14 protein-coding genes are annotated in these 13,975 nt (G+C 64.5%); 7 read left to right on the top strand and 7 right to left on the bottom strand.

What is annotated here, in order from left to right; translation table 11 throughout:
- Positions 1-3 precede the first annotated feature (3 nt).
- From METLI_RS12270 to METLI_RS00520, 5 genes are all read right to left on the bottom strand, one after another.
- Positions 4-3,138, bottom strand: coding sequence for a PAS domain S-box protein (locus tag METLI_RS12270; RefSeq protein ID WP_004037091.1), 3,135 nt, complete (start codon positions 3,136-3,138; stop codon positions 4-6).
- A gap of 128 nt (positions 3,139-3,266) precedes the next feature.
- A complete protein-coding gene (locus tag METLI_RS00535; protein ID WP_048103554.1) occupies positions 3,267-3,566 on the bottom strand; it encodes a YunC family protein in 300 nt (99 codons plus the stop codon).
- An 883-nt stretch (positions 3,567-4,449) separates the two neighbouring features.
- On the bottom strand, positions 4,450-4,974 hold the full coding sequence (locus METLI_RS00530; protein WP_245529376.1) for a flavodoxin family protein: 525 nt from the start codon (positions 4,972-4,974) through the stop codon (positions 4,450-4,452).
- A 23-nt stretch (positions 4,975-4,997) separates the two neighbouring features.
- Complete coding sequence (locus tag METLI_RS00525; protein WP_004037088.1) at positions 4,998-5,453, bottom strand: GIY-YIG nuclease family protein; 456 nt, start codon at positions 5,451-5,453, stop codon at positions 4,998-5,000.
- On the bottom strand, positions 5,450-6,049 hold the full coding sequence (locus METLI_RS00520) for an MBL fold metallo-hydrolase (protein WP_004037087.1): 600 nt from the start codon (positions 6,047-6,049) through the stop codon (positions 5,450-5,452). Before METLI_RS00520 ends, METLI_RS00525 begins: the two co-directional genes overlap by 4 nt.
- A 25-nt stretch (positions 6,050-6,074) precedes the next feature.
- Between METLI_RS00520 and thiC the strand changes: the two genes are divergently transcribed.
- On the top strand, positions 6,075-7,355 hold the full coding sequence (gene thiC / locus METLI_RS00515) for a phosphomethylpyrimidine synthase ThiC (protein ID WP_004037086.1): 1,281 nt from the start codon (positions 6,075-6,077) through the stop codon (positions 7,353-7,355).
- 57 nt (positions 7,356-7,412) lie between these two features.
- On the opposite strand, the gene METLI_RS00510 is transcribed toward thiC, so the two are convergent.
- Together METLI_RS00510 and purE are read right to left on the bottom strand one after the other, a co-directional pair.
- The gene (locus METLI_RS00510) at positions 7,413-8,027 is read right to left on the bottom strand and encodes a GNAT family N-acetyltransferase (RefSeq protein WP_004037085.1); all 615 of its coding nucleotides are present in this window, start codon (positions 8,025-8,027) and stop codon (positions 7,413-7,415) included.
- Positions 8,024-8,413 (bottom strand): 5-(carboxyamino)imidazole ribonucleotide mutase, encoded by a 390-nt coding sequence (gene purE, locus METLI_RS00505; RefSeq protein ID WP_004037084.1) that lies wholly within the window; start codon positions 8,411-8,413, stop codon positions 8,024-8,026. The genes METLI_RS00510 and purE overlap by 4 nt, the downstream gene beginning before the upstream one ends.
- Positions 8,414-8,538: 125 nt before the next feature.
- Between purE and METLI_RS00500 the strand changes: the two genes are divergently transcribed.
- From METLI_RS00500 to METLI_RS00475, 6 genes are all read left to right on the top strand, one after another.
- Positions 8,539-9,672 carry a pyridoxal-phosphate-dependent aminotransferase family protein gene (locus METLI_RS00500; RefSeq protein WP_048103906.1) on the top strand — a complete coding sequence of 378 codons (1,134 nt, stop codon included), beginning with the start codon at positions 8,539-8,541 and terminating at the stop codon, positions 9,670-9,672.
- Positions 9,669-10,130, top strand: a complete 462-nt coding sequence (gene ribC, locus METLI_RS00495) for a riboflavin synthase (RefSeq protein ID WP_004037082.1) — start codon at positions 9,669-9,671, stop codon at positions 10,128-10,130. The genes METLI_RS00500 and ribC overlap by 4 nt, the downstream gene beginning before the upstream one ends.
- Before the next feature lie 53 nt (positions 10,131-10,183).
- Positions 10,184-10,591 (top strand): 6,7-dimethyl-8-ribityllumazine synthase, encoded by a 408-nt coding sequence (gene ribH, locus METLI_RS00490; protein WP_004037081.1) that lies wholly within the window; start codon positions 10,184-10,186, stop codon positions 10,589-10,591.
- Positions 10,588-11,730 carry a pyridoxal phosphate-dependent aminotransferase gene (locus METLI_RS00485; RefSeq protein ID WP_004037080.1) on the top strand — a complete coding sequence of 381 codons (1,143 nt, stop codon included), beginning with the start codon at positions 10,588-10,590 and terminating at the stop codon, positions 11,728-11,730. Before ribH ends, METLI_RS00485 begins: the two co-directional genes overlap by 4 nt.
- Before the next feature lie 14 nt (positions 11,731-11,744).
- Entirely contained in the window at positions 11,745-13,502 is a 1,758-nt protein-coding gene (locus METLI_RS00480) for a PAS domain S-box protein (protein WP_004037079.1), read from the top strand.
- A 67-nt stretch (positions 13,503-13,569) separates the two neighbouring features.
- Complete coding sequence (locus METLI_RS00475) at positions 13,570-13,935, top strand: DUF2703 domain-containing protein (RefSeq protein ID WP_004037078.1); 366 nt, start codon at positions 13,570-13,572, stop codon at positions 13,933-13,935.
- Positions 13,936-13,975 lie beyond the last annotated feature (40 nt).

The following is a 13,975-nucleotide window of genomic DNA, read 5'->3' as shown; positions in this document are numbered from 1 at the left end:
TGCCTATCGGTTATTCCTGCAGATCTCGTTGAGGGCGTCGACGAGGTCCTGGATCCGGTAGGGTTTCGGGAGCGCCGCCAAAAACCCGTAGTCTGCATAGGACGCCATCACCGGGTCCTGCGAGTAGCCGCTCGAAACGATCGCCTGCACTGCCGGATCGATCTCTCTGAGCCGCTCCATCGTCTCCTTCCCGCCCATGCCGCCGGGGATGGTCATGTCCAGCACCACGGCGTCATAGGGCTCTCCCCCTTCCATCGCATTTCTATAGCGTTCGAGGGTGGCGGCGCCGTCCTCCGCGGTGTCCACAGAGAACCCTTTTCTGGTGAGCATCGCCTTCATCACCGCCCTGATCGCCTCCTCGTCGTCCATGATCAGGACGCGGCCGGGGCATGCCGTCTCTTCGGGCCCTGCCTCTCCATGCTCATCAGGGACGGGTTTTTCCTCGGCTGCGGGGAGGTAGACCGAGAAGGTCGTCCCGGCGCCCACCTCGGAGCGCACATCGATCCAGCCGTCGTGTTTCTGGATGATGGAGAGGCAGCTGGGAAGGCCGAGCCCGCGCCCGCCGGCTTTTGTGGTGAAATACGGGTCGAAGATCTTCGGGAGGACGGCGGGCGGGATGCCGTTCCCGGTGTCGCCGACCTCGATCCTGACATATTTCCCGGGCTTGAGCACGGGCGTCTCTTCGCCGAGATCGACGTTTCTCGCGGAGAGGGTGACAATGCCGCCGCCCTCCATCGCCTGTGCGGCGTTCAGGACGAGGTTTCCGATCACCTGCGCGATCTGGCCGAGGTCCACGTTCACCGGCAGGAGGTCTTCGGGGATATCGAAGGACGGTCTCGACCGCGACCCTCTCAGGGTGAAGGTGGCCGTCTCCCTGATCATCTCCCCGAGGTGGCGGGCGCGCCTGACCGGCGCTCCGCCCCGTGCAAAGGTGAGGAGCTGCGCCGTCAGGTCCCGCGCCCTGAAGAGCGCCGCTTCTGCGTCTTTGAGATACTTCAGCCTGATATCGCTCTCCTCCATCCCCTCGGCGGCGAACTGGATGTTGCCCAGGATCCCCATCAGGAAGTTGTTGAAGTCGTGGGCGATCCCGCCTGCAAGAAGGCCGATGGACTCGAGTTTCTGCGCCCTGGTCCGCTCTTCGTCAGCCTGCCTGGCTGCGGTCACGTCCCTGAAGACGATGACGACGCCGATGATCCGGCTCTCTGCATCACGGATCGGGGCGGCCGAGTCGGCGACGACCCGCTCGCCCCCGTCCTTCTGGATCAGGACCGTCTCTCGCGGGAGCTCGATGATGGCGTTCTCCCTCATCACCTGCGCCACCAGGTCATCACGGGGTTTCCGGCTGAGTTCGTCGACGATCCTGAGGACCGAGGCGAGGTGTTTTCCCCGCGCCTCCTCGATCGCCCACCCGGTGATCTCCTCTGCGGCCCGGTTCATCATCTCGATCCGCCCGTCCGTGTCGGTGGCGATCACGCCGTCCCCGATCGATCGCAGGGTCACTGCAAGGCGCTCTTTCCCGTCTGCAAGCCTGGACTCGGCGGCCTTCCGGTCCCTGACCTCGTCGCTGAGGTTTTTCACCGCCCGGTCGAGGTCGGCGGTGCGTTTTGCGACCTGCTCTTCGAGGGTTTTGCGGGAGACCTCCCGCTCGATCTCCACCCGCTTGTGCCCGGTGAAGTCCACATGGGTGCCGACCATCCTGAGGGGGGTGTCGCCGTCCCACGCCGCGACCCGCCCCCGGCCCAGGACCCACTTCCATGTGCCTTCACGGGTGAGCATGCGGAACTCGACCTGAAAATCGGTGTTTTTCGTGGAGATGGCGGCGCTGATCTCGCTCCTGACCCGGTCCCTGTCGTCGGGATGGAGCAGCGCCTCCCATGAGGCATAGGACGCCGGGAATGCGCCGGGCTCGTAGCCGAGCATCCGGTAATACGATGGGCTGAAATAGGCCCGGTTGTCGGTGAGGTCCCACTCCCACACCCCGTCGTTGGTGGCGGCGAGTGCGGCGGAAAGCCGCTCTTCGCTTGTCTTCAGCCTCGTTTGTGCGCCCTTGAGCCGCCTGTTCGTCAGGACGAGGCCGGCGAGAAGGGCGGTGAGCAGCGTTGCAGCGACGACCGAGAGGTACACCGTCTGGATCGGAACCTCGATGCTCGTTTCCGGCCGGTTTATCACGACGCTCCCCTCGGGCAGGGCTGAGGCCGGGATGCCGTGCTCTTCGAGCTGACGGTAATCGAAGATCGCCGCCTGCGGCCGCGCCACCACCGGGGCGATCGCCGCCGCCGGGGTGCCGTTGAGGATCGCCTCTGCAATCTCGCCGGCCGCCGCGCCCTGCTCGAACCCCCGCGTCATGTAGCCGCCGACGATCCCTTTGCCGAGATAAAAGTCCCAGATGCCGTAGACCGGGGCGTCGGTCATGCGGGTGATGCGTTCCACCATCTCGTCGTAGGTGAAGATCCGCCCTTCGGCGTCCTGGTTGTAGGTGAGGAGCAGGACGACGCTGTCGGCGGGGAGGCGCTCCAGGGCGAGGTAGAGGTCTTCGGCGGCGAGGCCGCTGAGCATGATCACCTCGAGGCGCTCCCGGTATGCGGGCAGGACCGTCTGGAGTATGAGGTCGTTTTCCTTTCCGGCGGTCGAGATGTTGTCGTTGATGACGACGAGGTGCCCGGTCTCGGGGTGGAGGGCGAGGGCGAGATCGATCGTCCGCGCCATCTCGTAGTCCTCCATCACCCCGGTGGCGTGATGGAGTTCAGGGGCCTGCCGGTCCTCCCGCCAGTTCAGGCCGACGACCACGACCGGCGTGTCCGGGAAGAGTTCGTCCCGGTATTTTTTTAAGAAGAGGTAGGCGTCCTCCTCCTCGGCGATGATCACGTCGGGCGTGTCCGTCCGGTATTTGGTCTGGTAGATCCTGAAGAGGCGCTCGAAGTACTCGTCCCCGCTCGCCCGCTTCGCGTCCATGTACTCGATGCGGAGATCGGTGTCGGCGTCCGACGGGATGACGGAGACGACGCCGTCCACCACGTCGTCGGTCCATGCAAACCCCTGGTTATAGGAGAGGAGGAGCATGACGCTCCTGGTATCGTCGGGCCCTGCAGCGGAGGCCGAAAGGACAAGAGAGAGCAGCAGGAGGGCGGCAACGAACACCTTCTTCCCGGAACCTTCGATAGTAACTCCTCCACGCGGCTGGACTGGTCGTGTTCAGGTTTCTCTTTGATCCATGTATCTGTTCTCATTCGATTGGCGCAGGTCTTCCCGTGCGATGGCCTGCACCCTCAGAGGAGTTCGAGGGCCTCTCTCCCGGTCATGCCCGGTGCGATACCCCTCTTTGCCGCCGGTTCGTTTGCCACGGCGATAATGCCGGCGAGGAGGTCGTCGAGGTCGCGGATCGATGATCCCTCTGCCGGTCGCACCCGTGCCGCCGGGTAGCCGAACCGCTCCAGCGCCGCCACATCGAAGGCGCCGCAACCGACGAGCCCGATATCGGTCTTTGCAAATACGAGGTTTGCCGGGCCGAGGGGGACGACAAAGCCTTCAGCCTCTTTCTCTGTGAGGGGGATCCTGATGCCTTCCATACCTTCGGATGAGTCTCCGGCATATATCAATGGATTTGTCCTTGCGCCATTCACAGGGGGTGATGCAGCAAAAATACCGTCAGGCAGGATGGCAGCGATCAGGAGAGCGATAACTACGACGGAAAGGGCAATGGCACAGTACTGTATCTCCGGGCGGGCGGTTCGATCCATGCTTTCTTCTCTCCTTCGGGAGTTTTCTCTGCTCCACCTATTTTCTGACCTTAAAATAAAAAAAGGGCTTTGTAGAAATCATCACGTTTCCAGATGCGAGCGTGATTCATTCGCTTTCCCCCATCTTCGCGCCGGGGGTTTGTACCCCCGGACCCCCGCGCGAGATTGCCCTGGATAGGGAAGGAGAGTCCGAGCGGAGCATCTCTCGATGAAAAATGATGGAGGGAAAAGCCGCAGTTGTTTTTCCGTCCCTGCCCCTATCGCAATCGGCGGGGGGACCGGGGGGCAGCAGGCCCCCCGGCAGAGGCATACCCTGAGATCCCATACGGTCACACAACGCCCGCACCGCGCCGGGGGTTTGTACCCCCGGACCCCCGCGCGAGGATTGCCCCTGGATATGCAGGAGCCGGGAGGGCAGATTATCTACCGGAAAAAATCCTGATGGCCTGGTTGGCGTATTTTTCCCGTTCCCGCCCCAATCGCAGTTTTGCGGGGCACTGATCCCGCATCTGCTCCCTGAAACTGCCGGGCGAATGGCTTCGTCCAGACCATCCCGTAGCCTGGTTCCACGATAAAGGGAAGATCTATCACACCCTCACCAGAGCACCTTCAAGCGATATCGATCGTTGTTGGAGGGGAGGTTTTCAACAAAGCCAAAAAAAGGTGCTTTTTTGGGCCAGATCAGCATTTTGATGTAGATCGGGGTGCTTTTTTAGTCGTGAGGCTGGAGGAGGTTGATGATCTTGCGTGCGGCCTCGTCGGACTTTCTGACCGCCCGGGCGTCGGTCATGATCTCGCCGGGGAGATAGGCCTTGCCGCAGACATGCCCGAGATAGGAGAACTGGTGGGTGTTCAGGAAACCTTCGATCGTCTCAAGCGAGCGCTCGCAGCCCCGGTCGGCGCAGACCGTCACGGCGACGGCGTTTCTGCCGGCGAGCTTCCGGTCGTGGTAGAAGGAATAGGTCCGGTCGATGAGGTTCTTCATCTGGCCGTTGATGTCGTAGTAGTAGGTCGGCGACCCCAGGACCACCACCTCGGCCTCGAGCATCTTTTCAGCGACGGCGCTCCAGTCGTCCCCCTCGATCACGCACCATTTCGTCTCCTTGCACTTTTCGCAGCCGGTGCACGGTTTTATCTCCCGGTCTGCAAGGGAGACGAACTCGGTCTCGATCCCGGCCGTCTGCACCTTTGCGAGGATATACCTCACGATCTGGGCGGTGTTGCCGTCCTTTCTCATGCTCCCAGAAATGCCGAGCACTTTCATATCAGGAGATCACTCTCCCCCTTATTGGTCTTTCTGGTTACGGCAGAGATGCCAATCGCGGTGAAGGCCCGTGTTATCTCATCAAATGGGTCGTCAGAACGGTAAAAGAGGTGCGAATCGCAGGCGCAGTCGGTGCACCCGAAGCCCGGCACCCCCTCCCGGCCGATCGCACCGGCGAGGCGGCACTCGAGCCTCTCTTCGGTGCCGCCGCAGACCGCCCCTTCGAGGCTGAAGGCCGGCGAGAGGAGGAGGCGGTCGATGTGCCACCGCGGCCGCCGGTCCTGTGCGGCGGCGAGCTTGAAATGCCTGCCGACGCGGGCGGCAAGCCCGCCGGGCCCGAGGGCCGAACCGACGTAGATGTGCCAGCCCTCTCTGAAATGGACCGGTCCGAGCCTTCCCACCTCGAGGTCGCATGCCCCGTTTCTGAGGACCAGGCAGTAGATGCCTTTCATCGCATCTCCCGCACGGCCATGGCCGCCGCCCTGATGTGGCGGGTCCCGCCGGTCCTGACCGGCTCGCCGTGGCCGGGGTAGAGCGCCTCGACGTCCAGGGCGGCGAGACGGTCGATCGAGCCGGTGAGCGCCTCGAGGTCGCCGCCCGGGAAATCGAACCGTCCGAAGGATCCGCCGGGAAAGACGGTGTCGCCGCAGAAGAGCGCCCGCTCCTCGGGGCTGTACAGGGAGATGCCGCCCGGCGTGTGGCCCGGGGTGTGGATCACCTCCAGGCCGCCGATCCGCTCCCCGCCTTCGAGGATACGGTCCGGGACGGTCATCGGGGGGCGGGCGCCGAAGACGGGCGCGAGGCTGGTCCTATCCCCGGAGAGCCCGGCGGCGTCGAAGGCGTGGACGCAGACCTCGGCCCCGGTGAGCGCCTTGATCTCCTTGAGGTATGCGATGTGATCGTAGTGCGTATGGGTGAGCACGACGCTCTCGATCCGGTCGGCGTGCCTGGCGAGCACAAGCGGCGTCACCCCGGCGTCGACGAGCACCCCGCCGAAGATATAACTGTTCGCGAAATATCCTTCTCCAGGCAACCACACGACTGGCATGCAGAATAATAAGGATTCCCGATAGATGTGTGTTATGCAAACCCTGATCAAGGAGTGCCTCAAAGGCGTCCCTCCCGAGGTGGAGGTGGTGGCGAGGGACGAGGGGCTCTCGCCGCGGCAGGCCGCCCGTGCGATAACGAGGGGGCGGATCACGGTCGCAGCCAACCCCCGCCGTCCGCACCGCCTCTCTGCCATCGGCGAGGGCTGCCGGATCAAGGTGAACGTGAACATCGGCACCTCAGGGGAGCGCTGCGACCCTGCCCTCGAGATCAGGAAGGCGCAGGCGGCCCTGGAGAACGGTGCCGACACCCTGATGGATCTCTCCACCGGCGGGGATCTCCCGGCGATGAGAAAGGAGATCCTTGCCCTCGACGTTCCCGTGGGCACGGTCCCGATCTACGAGGCGGTGCGACGGGCCGGGAATGCGGCCGACGTCACCTCCGATCTCCTCTTTAACGTGATCCGGGAGCACTGCCGGCAGGGCGTGGACTTCCTCACCCTCCACTGCGGCGTGAACCAGGCCGCCTTTTCGGCCCTCCGCCTCGACCCGCGGGTGATGGGCGTGGTCTCGCGGGGCGGGGCCTTCCACGTGGCGATGATGGCGGCGACCGGCGAGGAGAACCCGCTCTACAGCGAGTACGACTACCTCCTCGAGATCCTCTCTGAGGCCGATGTCGTCGCCTCCCTCGGGGACGGGATGCGCCCCGGCTGCCTGTACGACGCCGAACGGCTTGCGAAGGTGACCGAGTACGTGACCCTGGGGGGCCTCGCGAAACGGGCCCTCGCGGCCGGCGTCCAGCGCTTCATCGAGGGGCCCGGGCATATGCCCCTCGACCAGGTCGGCTACAACGTGCAGATGCTCAAGGAGATCTCGGACGGTGCCCCCCTCTACCTGCTCGGGCCCCTGGTGACCGACGTCGCCCCCGGCTACGACCATGTCGTCGGGGCGATGGGTTTCGCGGTCGCCGCCATGCACGGCGCCGATTTCTTCTGCATGGTCTCGCCGGCCGAGCACCTGGCCCTCCCCGACATCGACGACATCGTGGAGGGAACGCGGGTGGCGAAGATCACCGCCCATGCGGGCGACATCGTCCGCTTCGGCGCAGGCGCCCATGCGAGGGCCGACCTGAAGATGGCCGAGGCCAGACGGCGGCTCAACTGGGAGGAGCAGTTTAAGGCGGCGATGTACGGCGAACACGCCCGAACGATCCATCAGCGCGACGGCGACCTGGAGACCTGCTCGATGTGCGGCGACCTCTGCGCCGTGAAGATGGTGCGGGATATCCTCGGGGAACGGGAAAAATAGTGCGGCCGCCCGGCCTCGCCGCCGGGGAGCCTGACGATCTCTTTTTTTCAGGGCACTCTACGAAACACACCGCAGGTGTTTTTCATGGCAAACCCGGGAGGAGCAGGCTCCGCCCTCCTTCTCTCCGGGGTTCATGTCCCCGTCCCGCACCGCCCCGAAGAGCAGCAGGTCCTCGAAACGTCCCCGGTGGAGGAGATGCTCCCGCAGGCACCCCTCGTACTGCAGCCCGGCCCGCTCCAGCACCCGCGCCGACCCGGCGTTCCGCCTGAGGCAGGAGGCGTGGACGCGGTGGACTCCCATCTCCTCAAAACCGAACTGCACCGCTGCCCACGCCGCCGCCGTGGCATAGCCCCTGCCCCAGTAGTCCTTCCCGATCCAGTACCCGAGTTCGGCGCTCAGGTTTTCCGGCTCCATCGTTATTCCGACCTCTCCTACGAGAAGGCCGTCAGTTGCCCTCGTAATCTTCCAGGCCGCGCCCCACCCGGCCTTCCATCCTGCCGTGCTCTCCGCGATCCAGGCCTCTGCCGCTCCCTCGGAATAGGGATGGGGCATGAGGACCGCCGTGTCGGCGACAGCGTTGTCTCCTGCAAGGAGAGAGATGCGCCCGGCATCTTCCGGGCACAGCGGGGCGAGGAGCACGGGACCGCTCCTGATGGTCGGCTGGGTCTTCATGCGACGCCCAGGATGCGGGCGGCAAGGTGCGCTGCGTTCTCGCCGCCGTCCACGGCGACGCAGGCGACCGGCACGCCTTTGGGCATCTGGACGATGGAGAGGAGGGCGTCGAGCCCGCCCATCAGTTTGCCCGAGACCGGGACCCCGATCACCGGGCGTTTCGTCTTCGAGGCGACGACGCCGGGGAGGGCGGCCGCCATCCCGGCGATGGCGATGAAGACCTTCGCGTCGGAGGTGCGCATATAGTCGTCGAGACGGTCGGGGTCGCGGTGGGCCGAGATCACCTGGACGTCATAGGAGAGACCGTAGGTTTCGAGCACTCTTACCGCCTTTTCGGCAATCGCACTGTCTGAGTTCGAGCCTGTGATCACTGCAACATCGGGCATAACTGATCTGTAGTATTGTGCGGTCGTGGGATTAGGTCTTCTGTCAGGGCCAGCGCGTACGCCCGCCCCCCCCACCATGAAAACCTACATTGCCCCGGAAGATGCACCAGTACACGCTGATCTTTATGGAAAACGAACGACTCCTCATGCTGCCGGGGCCGGTGCCGGTGCCGGAACGGGTACGGCAGGCGATGATGCGGCAGGCAATCAACCATCGCGGCCCTGAATTCGGCACCGCCTACGCCGAGAGCGCCGCAGTCCTCAAGGAATGCTTCGGGACCAAAAACGAGGTCTATATCATCAGCGGCTCGGGCACCGCCGGCATGGAAGCGGCCGTCGCCAACTTCGGCCGCGGGAAGCGGATCGCCTCCCTGGTCAACGGCAAGTTCGGCGAGAGGCTCCGGGACCTCGGGCGGCGCTACGGCGACGTCACCGCGATCGAATCGACCTGGGGCACGCCCCTCGACCTCGACGCCCTCGCCGCCGCCCTCGAAGGCGGTGTCGAGATGGTGACGATGGTCCACAACGAGACCTCGGCCGGCATCCTCAACCCGGCGAAGGACGTCGGGAAACTCGTCCGGAAACACGACGCCCTCTTTGTCATGGACGGCGTCACCTCGGTCGGCGGCGATGAGGTGCTCGCCGACGAGTGGAGCGTCGACATCGCCATCGTGGGCTCGCAGAAGTGCCTGGCCGCCCCGGCAGGGCTTGCGGCCGTCGCCGTCTCCGACCGGGCATGGGAGCGGATCGCCGAGGACCGCCCGTACTACCTCGACCTCGCCGCCTACCGCAAGAACGGCAAGAAGACCCCGATGGAGACCCCGTACACCCCGGCCGTCCCGCTCTTCCTCGCCCTCGCCGAAGCGATGGCGATCATCCGTGAAGAAGGCATGGCCGCCCGCATCGCCCGGCACCGGCGGATGTCGGCCTCGGTCAGGGCCGCCGTCTCCGCCTGGGGCCTCTCGATGTTCCCGCAGCTCGACGCCGCCCACGCCTATTCGAACACCGTCACCGCCGTCGTCATGCCCGAAGGCGTCACCGACAGCGCCCTCCGCGGCACCGTCAAGCGGATGGGCATCGAGATCGCCGGCGGCCAGGACCACCTCAAGGGGAAGATCTTCAGGATCGGCTCGATGGGTGCGGTCAGCGCCCCCGAGATCCTCGCCACCCTTGCAGCAGTCCAGCACGCACTCAAGAAGGCCGGCGTCGCCGGCATGGGTGACGGTGTCGGGGCGGCGGCTGAGGTGCTCGACGCATGAAGATCGGGGTCGCCGACACCACCTTCGCCCGCGTCAATATGGGCGCCTTCGTCGTTGACGAGCTGCGCAAGCACGCCAGCGTCGCGATCGAGCGCTACACCGTCCCGGGTTTCAAGGACCTCCCGGTCGCCTGCAAGAAGCTCATCGAGGAGCGGGGCTGCGACATCGTCGTCGCCCTCGGCATGCCGGGCGGCAAAGATAAAGACAAAATGTGCGCCCACGAGGCCTCGCAGGGTCTGATGCTCGCCCAGCTGATGACCAACCGGCATATCATCGAGGTCTTCGTCCACGAGGACGAGGCGGAGAACGACCGGGAACTCGCATGGCTCGCGGAGCGGCGGGCGCGGGAGCACGCCGAAAACGCCGTGAACCTCATCCTCCGCCCCCAGGTGCTCACCCGCCAGGCCGGCACCGGCCAGCGGCAGGGCTTTGAGGACGCCGGCCCGGCGAGGCAGTAAAACCGGCAGAATAAAGAAAGAACAGAAACAGGATCAATTCGAGGAGTTATATCATGGCAATCACACTGGGATTTGTGGTCGCGGAGTTCAACCGCGACATCACCTATATGATGGAGATCGAGGCGCGGGAGCACGCGAAGTTTCTCGGCGCCGAGGTGGCGGATTGCATCTATGTGCCCGGCGCCTACGACATGCCGCTTGCGATCAAGAAACTGCTCAAGCAGGACGGTATCGACGCCGTCGTCACCATCGGCTGCGTCATCGAGGGGGCGACCCAGCACGACGAGATCGTGGTCCAGCACGCCGCCCGGAAGATCATCGACCTCTCCCTGGAGTACGGCAAGCCCGTCGCCCTCGGGATCTCGGGTCCGGGCATGACCCGCCTCGAGGCCACCGAGCGGATCGACTACGCAAAGCGCGCCGTTGAATCAGCCGTAAAAATGGTGCAGAGATTGGAATGAAGGCCCTCTCGGAGAAGGTCAGCGCCGTCGCCCCCTCGGCGACGATCGAGATCTCGGACGCCGCAAAGAGGATGAAGCGGGAGGGGATCGACGTGATCGGCCTCTCGATCGGCGAACCCGACTTTGCGACGCCCGCGCACATCGTGCAGGCCTGCTGCGACGCCCTCGCCCGCGGCGAGACCCATTACGCGCCCTCGAACGGCATCCCCGAACTCCTGCACGCCGTGGCCGAAAAATGCCGGACCGAGAACCACATCCCCTGCGCCCCTGAAAACGTCATCGCCACCTGCGGAGCGAAGGACGCAATCTTTCAGGCGATGCAGGCCTGCCTGAACCCGGGCGACGAGGTGGTCCTCCCCGACCCGTCCTGGGTCTCCTACGAGCCCTGCGTCCAGATGGCCGGCGGCCGGGTCGTCCACCATCTCCTCAGGGAGCCCTCGTTCCAGATCGACGATCGGATCCTGGAGCGGGTGGGGCCGCGGACGAAGATGATCGTCGTCAACAGCCCCTCGAACCCCACCGGGACGGTGCTCTCGAAGGCGTCCTTCAAACTCGTCGCCGACATCTGCGAGGACTACGACCTCCTCGCCCTTTCCGACGAGATCTATGAGAAACTGATCTACGGGAAAGAGCACATCTCCCTCGCCTCGATCGGCGATATGGCCGGTCGGACGATCACGGTCAACGGCTTTTCCAAGGCCTATGCGATGACCGGCTGGCGGCTCGGCTATGCCGTGGCCCCGCTCCCGGTCCTCCGCCAGATGGCGAAGGTGCAGCAGCACTCGGTCTCCCACCCGGCGACCTTCGTGATGTGGGGCGGTGTCGCGGCCCTGAAAGGCGACCAGTCCTGCGTCGAGGCGATGCGCAAAGAGTTCGAGGCCAGGCGGATGTACATGCTCGACGAGTTCACCTCGATGGGCTATGCGGTCGCCCCGCCCGACGGCGCCTTCTACGCCTTCGTGCGGGTGGAGGGCGACGACCTCGAGATCGCCCGTTCATGGCTGAACGATGCCCATGTGGCGGCGACACCGGGGGCGGCGTTCAATGCGCCCGGCTGGATCCGGGTCAGCTATGCCGCCTCCCTGCCGACGCTGAAAGAGGCGATGAGGCGGATACGCGCCTGGAAAAAGAGCGGATGAACAGAGGGTGGTGGATGAGGACGAAACGGGCGTCTGTACGAAGATATGGATATGCCGTTCTTCTTCTCACCTTCTTGCTCCTCTCTTTTACCCTTGTCTCCCCCGCTCTCGCCGTAGAATCGCCTGAAAAACGAGTGCTTCTTCTCCACTCCTACCACCAGGGCCTCGCCTGGACCGACGAGATGACGGCCGGGGCCAGGTCGGTCTTCGATACCGCCGAAACGCCGGTCGACCTCTATGTCGAGTACATGGACACCCTCCGTCTCGGCGATGCGGGCTACGGGGACCGGGAGGAGGCCATTCTGGGACAGAAGTTTGCAGGAGTCACGTTCGATCTCGTCATCTGTCTGGACGACTACGCCTTTCATTTCCTCCAGGACCGTCACGCCTCCCTTTTTCCCGGTGTCCCGGTCGTATTCTGCGGCCTGAACTATTTTGACGAGGCCGATCTCGAAGGCTGGGAGAACTGCACCGGGATCGTCGAGGTCTATGACGTGGACGGCACCCTTGACGCCGCCCTCCTCCTCAGCCCCGGGATAAAGAATGTCTTTGTGGTGAACGACGCCACCGAGACCGGGATCTCGAACCTGCGGGTCATCCAGGGCGCCGCGGGCCGCTATGCCGGTCGCCTGACCTTCACCCACTCGGGCAATGCGACCCTCGCCCAGATCGAGGAGACGGTGCGGAACCTTCATGACGACACGATCGTCCTGTTGATGACCTACTACCGCAGCCCCGACGGTGTCTACTACGAACATGCCGACGTCGCCGGTCCGATCTCCGCCGCCTCGGCGGTACCGGTCTATGGTGTCTGGGACGTCCATATGGGCCGCGGGATCGTCGGTGGAAAGATCCTCTTCAGCAGAGACCAGGGAGAGGCGGCCGCCGCAATGGGGCTGCGCATCCTCGACGGGGAACCGGCTTCGGCGATCCCGGTGAAGACCGATCTGCAGGGGCGCTATGTCTTTGACTATCGCCAGCTCCAGCGCTATGGTCTTGAGGGCTCCACGCTGCCAGGGGGGAGCGCCGTGATCAACAGGCCGTCGCAGCTGATCGAGATCGACCGGAGCGTGGCGGTTGCCGGGGTGTTTGCGATCGCCACCCTTGCGATCGTCGTCGTCTTCCTGGCCGTCCACATCAGGCTGAGGCGGCGCTCTGAGCAGATCCTGCAGGAGAGCGAGGAGAAGTTCAGGCGCATTGCCGAGAGTTCCTTCGACATCATTTTTTCTATGGATACCGGGGGCCGCTTCACCTATCTCTCCCCCTCGGTCCTCCGGGTGACCGGCTACGAGCCCGCGGACCTTCTCGGGAGATCGCCCATTGACCTGACCGATCCAGCGGATCATGGGAAATACGCCGAAGCCATCTCCGCTGTCGCCGGTGGGGGGAGCCTGGAGGGGCTGGAGGTACTCTTCCTGAAAAATGACGGTACCAGCGGCTACCTGGAGATCAACGCCGCCCCCCTCTATGCGGACGGCACGGTGATCGGGTTGCAGGGGGCGGCGCGCGAGATCACCGAGCGCAAACAGATGGAGAGGATGCGTTCCGAGGCGTTTGCGCAGATCGACCGGAACATCGGGCAGTTCGCCACCCTGGGCGACGAGATCAGAAACCCGCTCGCCGTGATCGTCGGTGTCGCCGACCTCTACTGCGAGGAGGAGCAAAAGGAGCGGATCCTGGAGCAGGCAGAGATCATCGACGGGATCATCACGCAGCTCGACCGCGGCTGGATCGAGTCCGAGAAGGTGCGCGAGTTCCTCCGCAAACATTGAAGGGATCGGTTCATCTGGACGCCGGACAACACCTCCTCATGAGAACGAGATCGACCGGGGTGCGGGGATGAAGGAACGGTTCACGGTGCTCTGGCGCCGGACCGGAAGATCGCCCTGCCCGTACCGCTCCTCAGACACCGACCGTTCGCTCCCCGATCTCCTCAGGGAGATCGTCCCCCTCCTGAAGGAGAACGGCGTCTCGGTGGAGGTAACGGTGGAAACGGTCGATGAAGGCGCAGGCGTCTGGTTCAACGGCGCCCCTCTTGCCGACCTGATCGACGAGGCCGCCGGGGCCCAGCGCTACTGCACCGGGCCGTCCCGGATGGAGGAACTCGGCCGCCCTGAGTGCGCGTATGAGGAGGAGGTGCGATCCGGCTATGTCGTGCCCGAGATCATCTTTAGAAAGGCGGTGCTGCTCGCCCTCGAGGACTGACGACCCGATGGTATATATGCGCGGGCCGCGCGAGTTATCT

Source organism: Methanofollis liminatans DSM 4140 (genome assembly GCF_000275865.1).
GTDB classification, from domain to species: domain Archaea; phylum Halobacteriota; class Methanomicrobia; order Methanomicrobiales; family Methanofollaceae; genus Methanofollis; species Methanofollis liminatans.
Note: the sequence above shows the minus strand (reverse complement) of the source record. Positions and strands in the feature narration are given on the sequence as shown.

What these genes read in the sequence shown, in the direction of transcription:
- METLI_RS00535 (WP_048103554.1), bottom strand. Translation starts at nt 3,566, where the DNA reads ATGGAAGGCATCAGGATCCCCCTCACAGAGAAAGAGGCTGAAGGCTTT.
- METLI_RS00530 (WP_245529376.1), bottom strand. Translation starts at nt 4,974, where the DNA reads ATGAGAAAGGACGGCAACACCGCCCAGATCGTGAGGTATATCCTCGCA.
- METLI_RS00525 (WP_004037088.1), bottom strand. Translation starts at nt 5,453, where the DNA reads ATGAAAGGCATCTACTGCCTGGTCCTCAGAAACGGGGCATGCGACCTC.
- METLI_RS00520 (WP_004037087.1), bottom strand. Translation starts at nt 6,049, where the DNA reads ATGCCAGTCGTGTGGTTGCCTGGAGAAGGATATTTCGCGAACAGTTAT.
- thiC (WP_004037086.1), top strand. Translation starts at nt 6,075, where the DNA reads ATGTGTGTTATGCAAACCCTGATCAAGGAGTGCCTCAAAGGCGTCCCT.
- METLI_RS00510 (WP_004037085.1), bottom strand. Translation starts at nt 8,027, where the DNA reads ATGAAGACCCAGCCGACCATCAGGAGCGGTCCCGTGCTCCTCGCCCCG.
- purE (WP_004037084.1), bottom strand. Translation starts at nt 8,413, where the DNA reads ATGCCCGATGTTGCAGTGATCACAGGCTCGAACTCAGACAGTGCGATT.
- METLI_RS00500 (WP_048103906.1), top strand. Translation starts at nt 8,539, where the DNA reads ATGGAAAACGAACGACTCCTCATGCTGCCGGGGCCGGTGCCGGTGCCG.
- ribC (WP_004037082.1), top strand. Translation starts at nt 9,669, where the DNA reads ATGAAGATCGGGGTCGCCGACACCACCTTCGCCCGCGTCAATATGGGC.
- ribH (WP_004037081.1), top strand. Translation starts at nt 10,184, where the DNA reads ATGGCAATCACACTGGGATTTGTGGTCGCGGAGTTCAACCGCGACATC.
- METLI_RS00485 (WP_004037080.1), top strand. Translation starts at nt 10,588, where the DNA reads ATGAAGGCCCTCTCGGAGAAGGTCAGCGCCGTCGCCCCCTCGGCGACG.
- METLI_RS00480 (WP_004037079.1), top strand. Translation starts at nt 11,745, where the DNA reads ATGAGGACGAAACGGGCGTCTGTACGAAGATATGGATATGCCGTTCTT.
- METLI_RS00475 (WP_004037078.1), top strand. Translation starts at nt 13,570, where the DNA reads ATGAAGGAACGGTTCACGGTGCTCTGGCGCCGGACCGGAAGATCGCCC.